Source organism: Mesorhizobium sp. 10J20-29, from assembly GCF_054130485.1.
The window spans coordinates 3461205-3476092 of record NZ_CP199156.1 but is presented as its reverse complement, the minus strand read 5'-3'; the positions used below and the strand labels follow the sequence as shown (position 1 = coordinate 3476092).

At 63.0% G+C, this 14888-nt stretch carries 13 protein-coding genes; 6 read left to right on the top strand and 7 right to left on the bottom strand.

The annotated features are described in order from the left end of the window. Nucleotides 1-34: 34 nt before the first annotated feature. Nucleotides 35-850, bottom strand: a complete 816-nt coding sequence (locus ACT2BZ_RS16530; RefSeq protein ID WP_457936218.1) for a polysaccharide lyase — start codon at nt 848-850, stop codon at nt 35-37. A 228-nt stretch (nt 851-1078) separates the two neighbouring features. Here ACT2BZ_RS16530 and ACT2BZ_RS16525 point away from each other — a divergent pair, with 228 nt between their 5' ends. Genes ACT2BZ_RS16525 through ACT2BZ_RS16500 form a run of 6 tightly spaced genes read left to right on the top strand, consistent with a single transcriptional unit; the run spans nt 1079 to nt 7128 of the window. Beyond that, a complete protein-coding gene (locus ACT2BZ_RS16525) occupies nt 1079-2284 on the top strand; it encodes a glycosyltransferase family protein (protein ID WP_457936217.1) in 1206 nt (401 codons plus the stop codon). Next, nucleotides 2281-3522, top strand: coding sequence for a glycosyltransferase (locus ACT2BZ_RS16520; protein WP_457936216.1), 1242 nt, complete (start codon nt 2281-2283; stop codon nt 3520-3522). Before ACT2BZ_RS16525 ends, ACT2BZ_RS16520 begins: the two co-directional genes overlap by 4 nt. A 12-nt stretch (nt 3523-3534) precedes the next feature. Continuing rightward, nucleotides 3535-4626: a glycosyltransferase family 4 protein gene (locus ACT2BZ_RS16515; protein ID WP_457936215.1), complete on the top strand. Its 1092-nt coding sequence runs from the start codon at nt 3535-3537 to the stop codon at nt 4624-4626. 20 nt (nt 4627-4646) lie between these two features. Continuing rightward, complete coding sequence (locus tag ACT2BZ_RS16510) at nt 4647-5219, top strand: histidine phosphatase family protein (RefSeq protein ID WP_457936214.1); 573 nt, start codon at nt 4647-4649, stop codon at nt 5217-5219. Then, nucleotides 5216-6361, top strand: coding sequence for a glycosyltransferase family protein (locus ACT2BZ_RS16505; protein WP_457936213.1), 1146 nt, complete (start codon nt 5216-5218; stop codon nt 6359-6361). The genes ACT2BZ_RS16510 and ACT2BZ_RS16505 overlap by 4 nt, the downstream gene beginning before the upstream one ends. Before the next feature lie 53 nt (nt 6362-6414). Beyond that, the gene (locus ACT2BZ_RS16500; RefSeq protein WP_457936212.1) at nt 6415-7128 is read left to right on the top strand and encodes a polysaccharide deacetylase family protein; all 714 of its coding nucleotides are present in this window, start codon (nt 6415-6417) and stop codon (nt 7126-7128) included. A 30-nt stretch (nt 7129-7158) separates the two neighbouring features. Here ACT2BZ_RS16500 and ACT2BZ_RS16495 read toward each other — a convergent pair whose 3' ends face one another. The 6 genes from ACT2BZ_RS16495 to ACT2BZ_RS16470 form a co-directional block, all read right to left on the bottom strand. Continuing rightward, nucleotides 7159-8541, bottom strand: a complete 1383-nt coding sequence (locus tag ACT2BZ_RS16495; protein ID WP_457936211.1) for an adenylate/guanylate cyclase domain-containing protein — start codon at nt 8539-8541, stop codon at nt 7159-7161. After that, nucleotides 8538-9389, bottom strand: coding sequence for an MBL fold metallo-hydrolase (locus ACT2BZ_RS16490; protein ID WP_457936210.1), 852 nt, complete (start codon nt 9387-9389; stop codon nt 8538-8540). The genes ACT2BZ_RS16495 and ACT2BZ_RS16490 overlap by 4 nt, the downstream gene beginning before the upstream one ends. Nucleotides 9390-9394: 5 nt before the next feature. Beyond that, on the bottom strand, nt 9395-9847 hold the full coding sequence (locus ACT2BZ_RS16485; RefSeq protein ID WP_457936209.1) for a cyclic nucleotide-binding domain-containing protein: 453 nt from the start codon (nt 9845-9847) through the stop codon (nt 9395-9397). Nucleotides 9848-9941: 94 nt separating this feature from the next. Beyond that, the gene (locus tag ACT2BZ_RS16480) at nt 9942-12620 is read right to left on the bottom strand and encodes an ABC transporter transmembrane domain-containing protein (RefSeq protein ID WP_457936208.1); all 2679 of its coding nucleotides are present in this window, start codon (nt 12618-12620) and stop codon (nt 9942-9944) included. 91 nt (nt 12621-12711) lie between these two features. After that, entirely contained in the window at nt 12712-13881 is a 1170-nt protein-coding gene (locus tag ACT2BZ_RS16475) for an ABC transporter permease (protein WP_457936207.1), read from the bottom strand. Further along, complete coding sequence (locus ACT2BZ_RS16470) at nt 13878-14876, bottom strand: ABC transporter permease (protein WP_457936206.1); 999 nt, start codon at nt 14874-14876, stop codon at nt 13878-13880. Before ACT2BZ_RS16470 ends, ACT2BZ_RS16475 begins: the two co-directional genes overlap by 4 nt. Nucleotides 14877-14888: the final 12 nt, after the last annotated feature.

Here is a 14888-nt window from a genome sequence, read left to right as displayed (position 1 = left end):
ATCGCGAGCGTCGGCCCGCCTGTGCTTGCGGAACTCACCGTGCTGCCGGAAACGTATGCTGGACGGACGGATCGACGGCTTCAAGACTGCCGGCACGGCTGTAGTTGTCGTGGTAGGCGATCAATGGATCGACGATTTCCCCGCTCGCATAGACCCCGAACTTGAAGTACGGGCCGCGCTGCTGGTTGCGGTAGCCAAGCGGCCCGCTGAACCGGAAAAGGTCGCGACCATCGAGAAAGGCCTCGATTTCGGACTCGCCCTCTCTCCCCCATCGAATCCTGAACGCAAAATCCAGCCATTGATCGTGAGGAATGGCGTCGATCGTGTGGAATTCGTAGCGCATTTCCGGGTCGTGCGAGGCAACTTCGGCAAAGGCGCCGGTGAAACGCAGGCGACCGTCGAGATAGCGAATGGCAAGCGGCGGTTTGCCGGACGGGTCGCCAATCTCCGCCTGATCGTGCCACTGCGCCAGGACGACGCCGACACCTCCGGGCGGCTTGAAGCCGGCGGGAATGAAAGTCGAAAAACCATACCAGATATCCGTATCGAACGGCGCGTTGAACCAGTCGCGCAGTTCCGCCCGCAGGCCCTGCGAAACCTCGTCTCCCTTCCGGATTTCAAAGCGGCACGCTTTGGTGCCGACGCGGACCACTTCGTTCTGGATGACGGCGGAGTAAGGTCTTGCCAGGCGCCTGACGCTCCAGCCGGAAAAGTCGCCGCTTTCGAAGTCGAGGGTAACCGTACCGTCTCCCCTCGGATCGGTTTCCAAAGAACTCACGATTTCGAGATGCTGAGCAAGTGTGCGCCCCGACCGGGCAATGCGTCCGTCATCATCGTCCAGCGTCTTCATGAAACTCCTTTGCCGCAACACAGTCCAGAATGGGTTGACGCACGCGGCCCTCACCTCCGGTCACTTAGGCGCTCCGGGGGCCGCGCGAAAGCCCCGCCGGCCAGAATCCCGCAAGCGGTCATCCTATGCCGTGCTATTCACAAATCGCCGCCCGCCGTCTAATGGTACGACCGTTCAAAGATTGAGCACGCCGATTGTTCGGGCCGTCGATGAGAAGCGGGATTATCTATGCATACAAGGGTCCAGCACGTCGACCGCCCGCCGCGATTCCTGTTTTACAGTCACGATACGTTCGGCTTGGGACATCTCAGGCGTTCGCGCGCCATCGCTGAAGCACTGGTTTCGGCATTCGATGGGTCATCGGCCCTCATCCTGACGGGCTCACCTGTCGCGGGACGGTTCACCTTCCCCCCTGGCGTCGACCACATCCGCATGCCGGGCGTCGTCAAGACGACCGAGGCAGAATATGTCTCGGAGTCGCTCAACATGGACATCGAGCAGACGACGGCGCTGCGCACCAGCGTCATCATGGCCGCGGCGGAGAACTTCAATCCTGATCTCGTGATCGTGGACAAGGAACCGACCGGGTTTCGCGGCGAACTGACAACGACGCTGGAAATCCTGAAGCGCATGGGACGGGCCAAGATCGTGCTCGGCATCCGCGACATCCTCGATTCTCCTGAGGCACTATCCGTCGAATGGGAACGGAAGGGCGCCCTCGAAGTCGCAGAGCGCTACTACGACCAGTTCTGGGTCTACGGCGACCAGAGCGTCTATAACCCGTTGCAGAGCCTTGATATCTCTGACGATTTCAAGCGGCGCGTTCACTATACCGGCTATCTGCGTCGTGCCGCGCCGATGGAACTGCCGGCGACGCAACTCGACCATCCCTTCGTGCTTGTCACGCCTGGCGGCGGCGGCGATGGCGAGGCTCTGGTCGACTGGACCCTGCGCGCCTACGAGAACGACCCGGACCTCGAACCGGCGGCACTCATCGTCTACGGACCGTTTCTCAACGGCGAGAGGCGCCTGGCCTTCGACCAGCGCGTGGAGGCGCTTGGATCGCGGGTGACGGCCATCGGCTTCGAATCCCGCATCGAGGGACTGATGCGCGACGCGATGGGCGTCGTGGCGATGGGCGGCTACAACACGTTCTGCGAAATCCTGTCGTTCGACTGCCGCGCCGTCATCGCGCCGCGTACCATCCCCCGCATGGAACAGCACATTCGCGCTTCCGTGGCCGAGAAACTCGGCCTGATCCGTATGCTCGACCGCGACCGCGACGGCGGTGGCCCGGAAGTGATGGCCAAGGCGATCCGCGACCTCGCCAGTCAGAGCCCGCCATCCGGACACGCCCCGCCCGGTTTCATGGACGGGCTCGACAGAATCATCGCGTTGACAAAATCCCTGATCAGCACGACCGTGGCCGTATGAACGAAGCTGCCCGGTCCGCAGGCAGCCTCGCTATCGTTCTCAAAGGCTGGCCCCGATTGTCGGAAACCTTCATCGCGCAGGAACTCGTGGCGCTTGAAAGCCGTGGCCTGTGCTTCGAGGTCTGGTCGATGCGCCACCCGACCGACAAGAAGCGTCACGCCCTGCACGACGCATTGCGGGCAAGAGTCCGCTACCTGCCCGAATACCTCTACGAAGAGCCGCTACGCGTACTGCGGGGCGCGCTGCATGCCGTGCGCCTGCCGGGTTTCGGCAAGGCACTGGGTTTGTGGCTGAGACATCTGATGCGCGATCCGACCCCGAACCGCGGCCGGCGTTTCGGCCAGGCCATGGTGCTGGCCAGGGAGGCTTCCGGCGACCTCCGGTTCGTCTATGCCCATTTCCTGCATACACCGTCGTCGGTGGCGCTCTACGCCAGCCTGATGCGCGGCGTCGACTGGGGTTTCTCGGCCCACGCCAAGGACATCTGGAAGTCACCCGACTGGGAAAAGCGCGACAAGCTTGCGCGGGCAATGTTCGGAGCGACTTGCACAGCGCTCGGCGCGCAGCATCTTCGTTCTCTATCCAGCCACCCGGAAGATCTCGAACTCGTCTACCACGGGCTCGACCTGTCGCGCTTTCCTGCGCCTCCGCCCCCCCGCCCGGCACGCGACGGGTCGGCTGAACCCGTCACGCTGCTCTCCGTCGGCCGGCTCGTCGAGAAGAAGGGCTACGACCTCCTGCTCGACGCGCTCGCAAGGCTGCCGGAGAATCTCAACTGGCGTTTCGTGCATATCGGCGGCGGTGAGTTGTCGGAGCAGTTGCAGGCTAAGGCGGTTAAGCTCGGGCTTGCCGACCGCCTTGAATGGCGCGGCGCCTGCAATCAGGCGGAAGTCATCGAGGCGCTGCGCAGCGCCGATGTTTTCGTGCTGCCAAGCCGCATCGCCGACGATGGCGACCGCGACGGCCTGCCCAATGTGCTGATGGAGGCAGCCAGCCAGGAACTACCCATCCTGTCGACCAAGGTGTCCTCCATACCCGAGTTCATCGAGAATGGCCGCCAAGGCGTGCTGGTCGAGCCTGCCTCGACCGACATCGCCGATGCGCTCTTGGCAATGATACGCGATCCCGCGTCCCGATTCGACTATGCCAAGGCCGCCCGCGAGCGCCTCGTCACGGAATTCGGCATGGATGCCGGCATCGACAGGCTTGCAGGCCGGCTGGTCGCGGCAATCGCCTGAACGCGTGAGAAAATGGCCGACATAGCCTTCTATGCGCCCATGAAGCCGCCGGACGACCCGGTGCCGTCGGGCGACAGGACCATGGCGCGGGCGCTGGTTGCGGCACTGGCTTCTTCCGGACTTGGCGAGGTGGAACTGGCAAGCCGGCTGCGCAGCCGCGACCCGAAGGGCGATGCGTCGGTCCAGGACGAGCTCTTTCTGGCCGCACGAGGGGAGATCGAGCGATTGTCTGCGGGTCCCAGGCCCGCACTCTGGCTGACCTATCACTCCTACTACAAGACGCCCGACCTGCTCGGACCGGCGCTTTCGCGGTACTGGAGCATTCCCTACGTGCTGATCGAGGCGACACGCGCCTCGAGCCGGCTCAGCGGTCCCTATGCGCGCTTCGCCAAGGCAGCCGAAGAGGCCTGCGACGCGGCCGACCTGATCTTCTACCTGACGGAGTATGATCGCGAGGCGCTGGAGCGGGACCGCACGCCCGGTCAGGCACTGGTGCGGCTGCTTCCGTTCCTCGAGAGGGAGTACCTCGCGGAGGCTCCGCAAAGAGCGGCGCACGACACGACACGGTTACTTGCCTGTGCCATGTTCCGGTCGGGCGACAAGCTGGCGAGCTACGCGACGCTCGCAGAAGCGCTTGCACGGACGAAATCGCAGGATTGGACGCTGGCCATTGTCGGAGATGGTCCAATGCGCGGGGAGATCGAGGCATTGTATTCGCAATTCGGCGACCGGGTGACGTTTTGCGGTGCCCTGGACCGGGATGGAGTGCAGGAGGCGTTCCGCGCAGCCGACGCACTTGTCTGGCCGGGTATCGGCGAGGCATTCGGCATGGTCTATCTCGAAGCGCAGGCCGAGGGCTGCCCTGCCCTTGCCGAAGACAGGCCCGGTGTCCGTGACGTGGTTGCCGACGCCGGCTGGCTGACGCCGGCCGGGGATGTTTCCGCCTTCGCCAGGGCCATCGACGCCATCGTGGCCGATCCACATGCAAGAATGACCGCCGGGCGCAAGGCACGCGACTGGATCGCGGCGCATCACCTGCTGGGTTCGGCCCGCGCGACGCTCGCGGGCGCCCTGCAAACCCTCCTGCAGGATCGACGCTCCTGATCTCCGCCAGCATCGCGCTGTTGCGCCACGGTCATACCGCGTGGAACCGCGCCGGGCGAATTCAGGGACGCGTCGACCAGCCGCTGGACGAGGAGGCGCGGAACCATCTGGCACGGCTCAGGCTGCCTGAGGAATTCGCCGGCGCTTCGCTGATCTCCAGCCCACTTTCCCGGGCAGTCGAGACCGCCAGGATTGTGGCACGGCGAGACCCGCTGGTGGCTCCTGAACTCGTCGAGATGGACTGGGGCCGATGGGAAGGCCAGCGAGGACTGGACTTGCTGGCGGACCCGGATTCGGGCTATCGCCATCTGGAGACGTGGGGATGGGACTATGAGCCGCCGGGGGGCGAAACGCCGCGTCAGGTCTGGGATCGGATTGGCCCGTGGGTTGCAAACCTGCGAGGTCCGGCCGTGATCGTATCGCACATTGGTGTCATGAGGGTGCTGCTGGCTCGCGCGACAGGCTGGAATTTCGAGGGCATGCCGCCCTTTCAGGTCAAGCGCGACCGTCTCTACAGGATCGCCATTCGCGAAGACAGGGCGATGGAATTCGACAACCAGCCCCTGCGTCTGACCGCCGAGGCTGGCCAATGAAGCGCATCACCATCATCGTCACTCATCTGCTGGGCAGCGGGCACCTCAGCCGCTCTCTCATCCTCGCCCGCGCGCTGCGCGATGCGGGCGTCGAGGTCCAGCTCATCTCCGGCGGCATGCCCGCCCCTCACCTCGACACTTCCGGCATAGACTTCGTGCAGTTGCCCCCTGTCCGCTCCGACGGAGCCGGGTTCACAAAGCTCCTCGACAGCAAGGGAGAGCCTGCCTCGCCGGAGCTCATGCAGGAGCGTTCCGACACGATGGCAATGGTCGTGCGCCGGACTCCGCCTGACCTCCTTATCACGGAACTCTTTCCCTTCGGTCGCCGGATGCTGCGCGGGGAATTCCTTGCAACGCTGACAGCAGCGCAGCAACTCGACCGCCCGCCGCTGATCTTCGCTTCGATACGTGACATTCTCGCGCCGCCATCCACCCAAGCCAAGGCCGAGCAAACCGAAGCCTGGCTGGAGCAGTATTATGATGGCGTGCTCGTGCATTCCGACGCCGCCGTTCTGCCGCTCGAGGCGAGCTGGCCGGTGACCGAAACGACAGCGCAGCTGCTCCACTATACCGGCTTCATCGCAGCACCTCAGCCGTCCTCGAAACCGTCCGGGCATGAAGGCGATGGTGAAATCCTGGTTACGGCAGGCGGCGGCCCCGTGGGGCGCAAGCTGTTCGAAACGGCGGTCCGCGCTGCCCGCCCGGGCGGACCGCGCTGGCGGTTGCTGGTTGGCGGATCAGACGCCGCCGCCTTCAGCGAGAGGCTCAACCAGATGGCCAACGGTGCACCCGTACTGGCCGAGCCCGCACGTCCCGACTACCGCGAGATGCTCGGCCGTTGCGCCGCCGCGGTCGGCCAGTGCGGCTATAACACCGCGATCGACTGGCTCCAGGCCGGCGTTCCGGGCGTTTTCGTCCCGTTCGCCGAAGAAGGCGAAGTCGAGCAGACCATTCGAGCCACCTCGCTCAGCGCGCGCTATGGTTTCGGTCAGATCGCCGAGGACGAACTGACGCCAGAAAAGCTGGCCGTCGCTGCCCAGGGCGCAGTCGAGCGCGGCCGCATTTCGGTGAACGGCCTGCAACTCGACGGCGCGGTGCGCTCGAGCCGGATACTGGCCGATTTCATGGAGAACAGGCGTTGAGCCGGGAATTTCCGGCTCTCGACGCTGAACTGAGAGTGTGGCGCGACGAAGGATTGCGGCTGCCGGTCTGGTGGCGCGACGACGACGCGGTCGAGCCGACCCCGGCGCTCGAGCGCCTGATGGCGCTTTCAGCCGGTCACGGTGCGCCGCTGCACCTTGCGGTCATCCCCAAACCCGCGACGGAGAGGTTGGCGGACGCACTTCAGTCGGCTCCTCTCTCCCGTGTTCTGCCACATGGCTGGCAGCATCGAAACCACGCGCCGGCGGACCAGAAGAAAGCCGAGTTCGGCGCGCACCGGCCCCTGACGGACATGCTGGACGAGATCGCCGCCGGTTGGCAGCGCATCCGCGACATGTTCGGCGAACGCGCCGTACCCCTCTTCACACCGCCGTGGAACCGCATTTCAGCCGAGGTGATCGCTTCACTGCCCGGCGTAGGGCTCCGCGCCGTATCCACCTTCGGGCCGCGTAAGGGTCAATTTTCGGCGGCAGGCGTGTTGCAGGTCAACACGCATGTCGATCCGATCGCCTGGCATGAGGGTGGCGGGCTCGTCGATACGACGCGGCTCGACGCGCAGATGGCGAGCGACCTGCTGCAACGCCGAAGCGGACAGTCCGACAATTCCGAGCCCTATGGCCTGCTCACGCACCATCTCGTGCAGGACGAGGCCACCTGGGATTTCACGGCGCGTGTCCTGGAATTGTTTTCGGCAAGCGATGCCGCAGCTTGGGTATCGCCGATCGAATTGCCCGCGCGCATAGGCTGACGCGAGCCGGCCAACCACCCGTCTCCATGTTCAGTCGTCGCCCCGCACCAGCCTGTTGCGGCTCCAGATGGCGACCGGCGTCTCGGATTCGGCGCCGTCGATCCGCGCATCGACGAAGCGTGGGGCTCGCCTGGGCGTGTGCCCCTGCTTGACCGCGAGATCGAAGGCCGTGCGCGTTGCAATCGCCTGAGTGGCCAGAGTCTTGTTCGCTTTCTCGAGCTTGGCCGCCAGGTTGACGGTGGCGCCGATGACCGTGACCTCCAACCTGTCGCGGTCGCCTACCGCCCCGAAGACGATCGGCCCTGCCGAAACCGCGAGACCAAGGCCGTTATGCGTCAGTATGGCCAGTTCCGGATCGTCGTCCCATGTCGCTATGTCTGCGATTACCGCGTCCAGGGCGCGCAAAGCATCGGCAGCATAGCTCTCCGAAGGACGCACTGCGCCGAATGTCGCCATGATGCCGTCGCCCATGAACTTGTCGATCACGCCGCCTTGCTGCTGAATGATGGGCACAACCCGATGCTGGTAGGCGGCCAGGATGCGGACCGCCTCGGACGGCTGCATGTCGGCGACGAGCTTTGAAAACCCGCGGATGTCGACGTTTAGGATGGCCGCATCACGCACTAGCCCCTCGCCCGCCGCGATGACCTGCTCGCCGGCCCGGATCTCCTCGACAATGCTGTTGTCGAAGAAGCGCGAGAGGCTCTTGGCCGCGGCCGTCTCGGAAGTTGCGCGCACGACCAGGTCGCGCCCGCGCGAGACGGACAGAGCCAGGATGCCGGTGACCATCAGGATCGCGATGATCTTGTCGATCTCGGCGCCGATCAGCAGCAGGTTCCCGGTCATGTAGGCGACGTAGTCGCGCGTCACGGCCGCCATGCCCCCTTCCGCCTTGAACACGAGACCAATCATGGCGAGCCAGCCGATCGCCGCGGCTGCGCCTGCGGCAACCACGAAGCGCGGCTGGAAGCGCAGCGAACGCAGCGCGATGAAGACGAAGACATACATGATCGTCGGCGCCTTGAGGTAGAACGCGGGCGGCTGCATGTACTGGATGTGGAAGCTCCAGATCACGGCGTAGAGGAGCAGCATGTCGAAGAAGATCGAGACATAGACGGCCCAGTCAGGGATACGGCGGCGCAGGCACCAGACAAGCCCAAGTCCGTTGGCGAATAGGTATGTGCCGATCGCATAAGGCGCGATCGCCATGCCGCTTGTCTCGTTCTTTGGCGAAACAGCGTAGAGAACGCCCCAGATCGAGACGATCAGGATCTGGAACAGCTTGACGAGTATTTCGCCTCGGTTCTCCTGTTCCTCAATTGCCGCGGTAATCTGCTGGGGCAGTTTCCCGGTTACCCGAGGTCCCAGGATCGGGATCAGCAGCCGGCGGTAGCGAACGGGAAGGCCCGTCACTTTCCACTCCGGCCCTGCAGTTCAAAACGCTGATCCTGTCGCGCCACGAAGGAATTGGGATAGGCGGTACGCGCCGCCTTCTCGATCTCGGCCTGATCTATGTCGTTGCGCATGTGCATGTGATGGAACAAGCCCCACTTCTTGACGCCGGCCTCAGCGCACAGGGCGCCGCAGTGGTCCCAGGTCGAATGGCCGAAATTGACATAGCGTGGGTATTCTTCCGGCGTGTAGGTGGCGTCGAGCAGCGCCAGGTCCGCATCGCGCGCCAAGCGCAGTACCTCTGCATCGCCGTCCGCACCGTCGTGTTCGAAGTCGGTCAGATAGGCGAAGACGGCACCGTCGGCTTCGACACGGTAGCCGACCGCGCCATTGGGGTGGTTCAGCTTGCCAGTAACGATCCGCACCCCGTCGAACGGCTCAAGGACGTCGCCGGGCTTGAACTGGCAATATTCCACCTCGGCACGCATGTAATCCTTGGTAATCGGGAAATAGGGCGGCCTGAAGATGCCGTCGACCAGTTGCTCCGGCGTCGAACCGTCCTGCATGTGGCCGGCCCAGATGCGCAGCCTGGCCTTGTTCCAGAATGCCGGCAGAAAATATGGCAGGCCGATGATGTGATCGTAGTGGACGTGGGTGAAGAACAGATCGATGTCCGAAACGCCTTCCTCCAGCAGCGACTTGCCGAGCGGTATGATGCCGCTCCCGGCGTCGAAGATCATGACCCGGCCGGCTACCCGGACCTCGACGCAGGAGGTGTGTCCGCCATATTCCAGGGCTTCCTCGCCAACCATCGGGAAGGTTCCGCGAGCGCCCCATACCTGGACGTCGATCGCTGCAGGTTTGGACATTCAGTTTACGCTTTCGCGGCGCGGGCATTTGCCAGTTCGCTGGTCGTGCGGGCCAGTCTCTCTGCCAACGAACGCATCACTTCAACCGTTACCTCGGGGAATTCCTTCATCAGATTGAGGAAGTCCTGCTTGCCGATACGCAAGGTCGTCACGTCCGACGCCGCGGTAACCGTGGCGTTGCGTGGCATGTCTCGCAGGATTGCCATTTCTCCGACGATGTCGTTGCGCTTCAGGCGGGCAACGGTCGCCACGCCGGACGGCGTCTTGATCTTCACGTCCGCTTCGCCAGAGATGAGGATGAAGGCCTCGTAGCCCTCGTCGCCCTCGACGCAGAGGTCCTGCCCTGGCGCGAAGAGCACGCGGCTCGAGGCGAGCGCCAGAAGCTTGAGGCGCCGCGGTGCGACATTGGCGAAGAGTTCAACCTTCGCCAGGAGCAATGCGTCTTCTTCAAGGCTCATGGAAATCTCCCGCAAAAGCCACAGACAGGCCCCGGGCTGCCACAGGCTGCAGCCATACGATCGCAGACTGACACGACAAGACTATCCAAACCGTTCATTTCACGGCCTCATCAGAAACCAACTCGCCGCGCGAGAATTTCAGCACCCTGTCGAACATGGATGCCTGAGTTTCCGTCGATGTTATCCAAAGTACGCCAAATCTTTCCGACTCTGAATGGGCGATTTCCAGGATGCTTTGGACCACCTTTTCCACCGTTCGGTTGTCCAGCGCGTTCAAGCCACGGTTTACGATGAGGAATTCCGGCCTTCTTAGCAATACGCGAGCGAGGCCGAGCTGTTGACGCTGCGACAGGGAAAGGCGCCGCCCGCCCGAGCCGATCTCATACTTCAAACCACGCTCCAGAACGGCATAGGAGAGGTCGAGTTCCTCCAGGATTTCACGCAGCAGCGCGCTGATCCGGTCGACAGCCCCGGCACGGCCATCGACGATCCGGCCAAACAGGATGTTGTCCTGGAGAGAGGCAAATGGATTGATCTGGTCGGCGTCGTGAAAGGAGAACTCCGAGGCCAGCTCCGGGGGCAGATTCTCGCGGAATGTTATGCGCGAGTCGACCACTGCCTGGCGAAGGTCGTCGTCGAGAAGGTCGAGGCGGTGGCGGGGCTCGCTGTAGCTTAGGGCCACACGGATGAACCTCTGCCTGTCTGCGTTGGCGACTGCAGCGAAGTCGATGCCATCGGTCTTGCCCAGTGCCGCGCTGTATTCCGTCAGTTTTGTCGGGTCGATCAGGTCGAGTCGTTCGAGGATCTTCATGTTGTCGGAGACCTCGCCGAACAGATCGACGATAACCGCCGAGGCTTCCCGCCCGAGCGCATAAAGCTTGCTGTCGAGACCGCCGGCTTCAAGCGTCTTCCAGAGTGGCGAGTCCGAGGGGATCTCGTTCGGCAGAAGTTCCGTCGAAGCGACGGCGCCGAATACAAGGTTCTGGAAGATCGTCATCTGCGAGTTGAAGCGCGTGACGTCGAACGGCTCGACGTCGGCCGCGTTGTCATCCTTGGTCAGGCGCTCAAGGAAAATCCTGCGCGCATTGAGGAACATCTCCTCGCTCTCGCCTTCTGTATCGTCGGCCAGCTTTGTGCGCAGGCCGAAGGCGTAAAAATCCTCTTCGAGGCTGACGATCCGCAGCACCCATGTGATGCGATCGGCAAGGTCCTGATCATTTGTGGCCCCGGCGGCGGCGTAGTCTATCCAGCTGGCATGCCGATCCAGCACGGGATTGCCCGAGGCCTTGGCCTCCCGCACGATAAGCGGTGTCATTCCCTTGCCGTCGGGCGCGGGCCGGAATGGAGCATGCCGAAGTCCGCTCAGCAGCGCATCGCGCGCCGTTCCGTGAGCGAAGAACGGCTCTGCGCCGACATAGCCGATGCGACGGCCGGTATGCCATTCGGGGATGGCAGCGAGTGCTGTCGCGCCGATGTTTATGGTGCCTGCGGAGGGACTGATGAGGCGCGCGATCAGCTCGCCCACGACCTCTGCGCCGTCGCCCGTCGCGCCCAGGGCAGCCACCTCCTCGTGGAGTCCGATGCTGAGATCGAGCCCGGTGATGAGCGACTTGCCGGATTCGTCGGTGGCCGAAACCTGATGGAAAGCGATCGGCCCGACGAGGCTCTTCACATTCTCGGACTTCACTTCCTGCGAGATTGCCGGTGCCAGCGGGGTCACGTCGAAGGCGTTGACGACCTGCAGGTATTTCACCTGGACGTCGAGGCGCTGGTAGTCCCAATCGATCAGTTCCTTGACCGGCCCCGGCAGGTCCTTGTAGGCGGCGATGACCGCGACCAGCTGGCCAATGTCCAGGCTGCCCCGGATCGCAAGGATGCCGCCGCCGAGATAGAAGACGAAGGGCGTGAACTGGGCCAGGAAATTGTTGATGAACTTCACCATGAACTTCCACTGGTAGAAGTCGAAGCGGATGAAGAAGATACGGGCCAACCTGTCGGCAATGTCGGAGCGCTCGAAATTGGTGCCGTCGTTGAGCCTGATGTCGGTTGCGCCGTCGACGATCTCGCTGACCCGGCCGGACAGGTCGCGGGCGGTCAGTTGCCGCTGCAGGGCAAGCTGGCGCAGCCGGACTCGCAGCTTGGGGATCAGTCCCGTCTGCAGCACAAGGATGCCCAGCGTGACCATGCCGAGCACCCAGCTCTGCAGCATGATGAAGATCAGGGCGGACAGCGCCTGGCCGACCAGGAATGCCGGCGTGGCGAAGGCCTCGCCGATGAAGCCGCCAAGCGGATCGACCTCGTCCTTGATCATCGTTGCGATCTCGGAGCTACGGACCCTGCGGTACTGCGGGAACGGGAACCTCAGCACGCGGTCGACCAGCTGGTATCGCAGGCGCCGCAGCATCCGCTCCCCGAGCCGGCCCTTGTAGGTATTGATGTAGAGCTTGAACATGCCGTTGACGACGACATAGCCGAGAAAGGCCATGCTGAGCGCGATCAGCGCATTCATGCGATCAAGCTCAAATCCTTCGAAGAGGGTCAGCGAACCGTCGCCGAAGGGATTTCCGATGGAGATGGGAAGCACGCTCTGGGTGGCGTCCGGTGTCTCGAATCCCTTGCCCTGTATCGGGCCGTTGACGATCAGCTTGGGAATGTCGAATGCCAGGAAGTAGGTCGGCATTGACAGGGCAACGATGCACAGAATCCAGACCTGCTGGCGCTTGGAGTGGCTCCAGATGTACTTGAAGAGGTTCCGCTCCATTCTGTCGCTCATAAGAGTCCATCCAGGTCAGAGTTCGGATTCTTGCTGCCGCCCCATCGAACCTGGCGCGCCCTAAAGGCCGTATGCGGCTTCCCCCTCATTTCTACTTGTAGGGGTCCGCGGCGTCCCTCAGCCCGTCGCCAAGGAAGTTGTACGCCAGCACCACGAGGATGACGGGAAGGACCGGCCACAGCAGCCACGGATAGAGAGCTACGGCGTTGATGTTCTGCGCCTCCGTCAGCAGGACGCCCCAGCTGGTGATTGGCGCGCGCAGGCCGAGGCCAAGGAAGCTCAGCGTCGTCTCGCCAAGGATCATCGTCGGAATGGCGATGGTCGCGGTTGCGATCAGATGCGAGGCGAAGCCGGGGATCAGGTGGCGCGAGACGATCCGAAAGCTGCTCGCGCCCATGACCTGAGCCGCGGACACATAATCTTCCTCGCGCAGAGCCAGAAGCTTGGACCGGACGGTCCGGGCCAGTCCTGTCCAGTCGAGCAGCCCCAGGATGACGGTGATGCCGAAATAGACAAAGATCGGAGACCAGGTGATGGGCAGGATCGCCGCCAGTGCCAGCCAAAGCGGGATCGAGGGTATCGACTGGATCACCTCGATCAGGCGCTGGCTGATGACGTCGAAAAGGCCTCCGTAATAGCCCGCCATGCCGCCGATCACGATGCCGAGCACGAGGCTGACGCCGACGCCCAGCAGGCCGATGGTCAGCGATATGCGCGCGCCATAGATGATGCGGCTCAATACGTCACGGCCAAGCCGGTCGGTGCCCAGCAGGAAGAGAGAGCCCCCTTCGGCCGGACACGCGATGTGGAAAGTCGCCGGGATGACGCCCCAGAAATCATAGTCGTCACCGCTGCAGAACCAGCGGATCGTCTGGATTTTTTCTGTATTCGGGACGTATTCCCGCTTCAGGTTCTCCATGTTCAGCTTGAAGTCGTAGCCATAGACGAACGGCGCGCGAAGCTCACCATTGTGGAACAGGTGAAGCGACTGCGGCGGCGCGTAGATGCTGTCGGAATGCCTGCTGTGCAGATTGTAGGGCGCCAGCACCTCCGAAACCAGGATCGACATGTAGAGCAGGCCAAGGAAGATGGCGGATATAAGCGCCGGCTTGTGCCGGCGGAACTTCCACCACATCAGCCTCAACTGCGATGCCTCGAACAACGCCTTCTGAGCGTCGGTGTAGTGGTAGATCGCTTCCGGATCGAAGGGAGCGTCGGTCACCATGTGCGGCAGGCTGGTGGCATTCTGCGGCAAAGTCATTTGCGCACCCCTCCGCCCAGCCGGATGCGCGGATCAAGGTAGGCAAGCGCGATATCGGAAATCAGCACGCCCACGACGGTGAGCAGCGACAGGAACATCAGGAAGGAACCGGCAAGATACATGTCCTGACTTTGCAGCGCGGATATCAGCAGCGGTCCCGTGGTCTCCAGAGACAGCACGATTGCCACGACCTCTGCGCCCGAGATGACAGCGGGCAGCACCGAACCGATGTCGGATATGAAGAAGTTCAGCGACATGCGGAGCGGGTATTTGACGAGTGCCCGGAAAGGATGAAGTCCCTTGGCCCGCGCGGTCGTCACATATTGCTTCTGGAGCTCATCAAGAAGATTGGCGCGGATGCGCCGTATCATGCCGGCCGTCCCCGAGGTGCCGATGACGACGACGGGCACCCAGAGATGGTCGAGGACCGACACGAACTTGTCCCAGCTCATCGGCTGGCCGACAAAACGGGGGTCCATGAGCCCGCCGATCGACGTGCCGAACCAGACGTTGGCGAGGTACATCAACACCAGCGCGAGAAGAAAGTTCGGCGTCGCAAGGCCGAGCAGACCAAGGAAGGTGAACCCGTAATCGCCCCAACTGTATTGTCGCGTCGCCGAGTAGATGCCGATCGGGAAGGCGATCAGCCATGTGAAGATGATTGTCGCCATCGACACCAGGATCGTCAGGAACAATCGATCCCCGACGACCGCGGTAACGGGCAACTCATAGGCGAAAGAATAACCGAAGTCGCCGACCAGCATGCCGGAAACCCAGGTGAAATAGCGCTCGACCGGCGATTTGTCGAAGCCGTATTCGTGACGCAGATACTCGATCCTGGCCGTGTCAACGGCTTCGCCTTGTGCCTGCAACTCGGCGATGTAGCTCTCCAGATAGTCTCCGGGAGGCGCCTCGATGATCGCGAAGACCAGGGCGCTGGTGATGATCAGCGTCGGGATCATCAAGAAGACGCGGCGCAGGATGTAGTAGATCATGATGCTAGACCG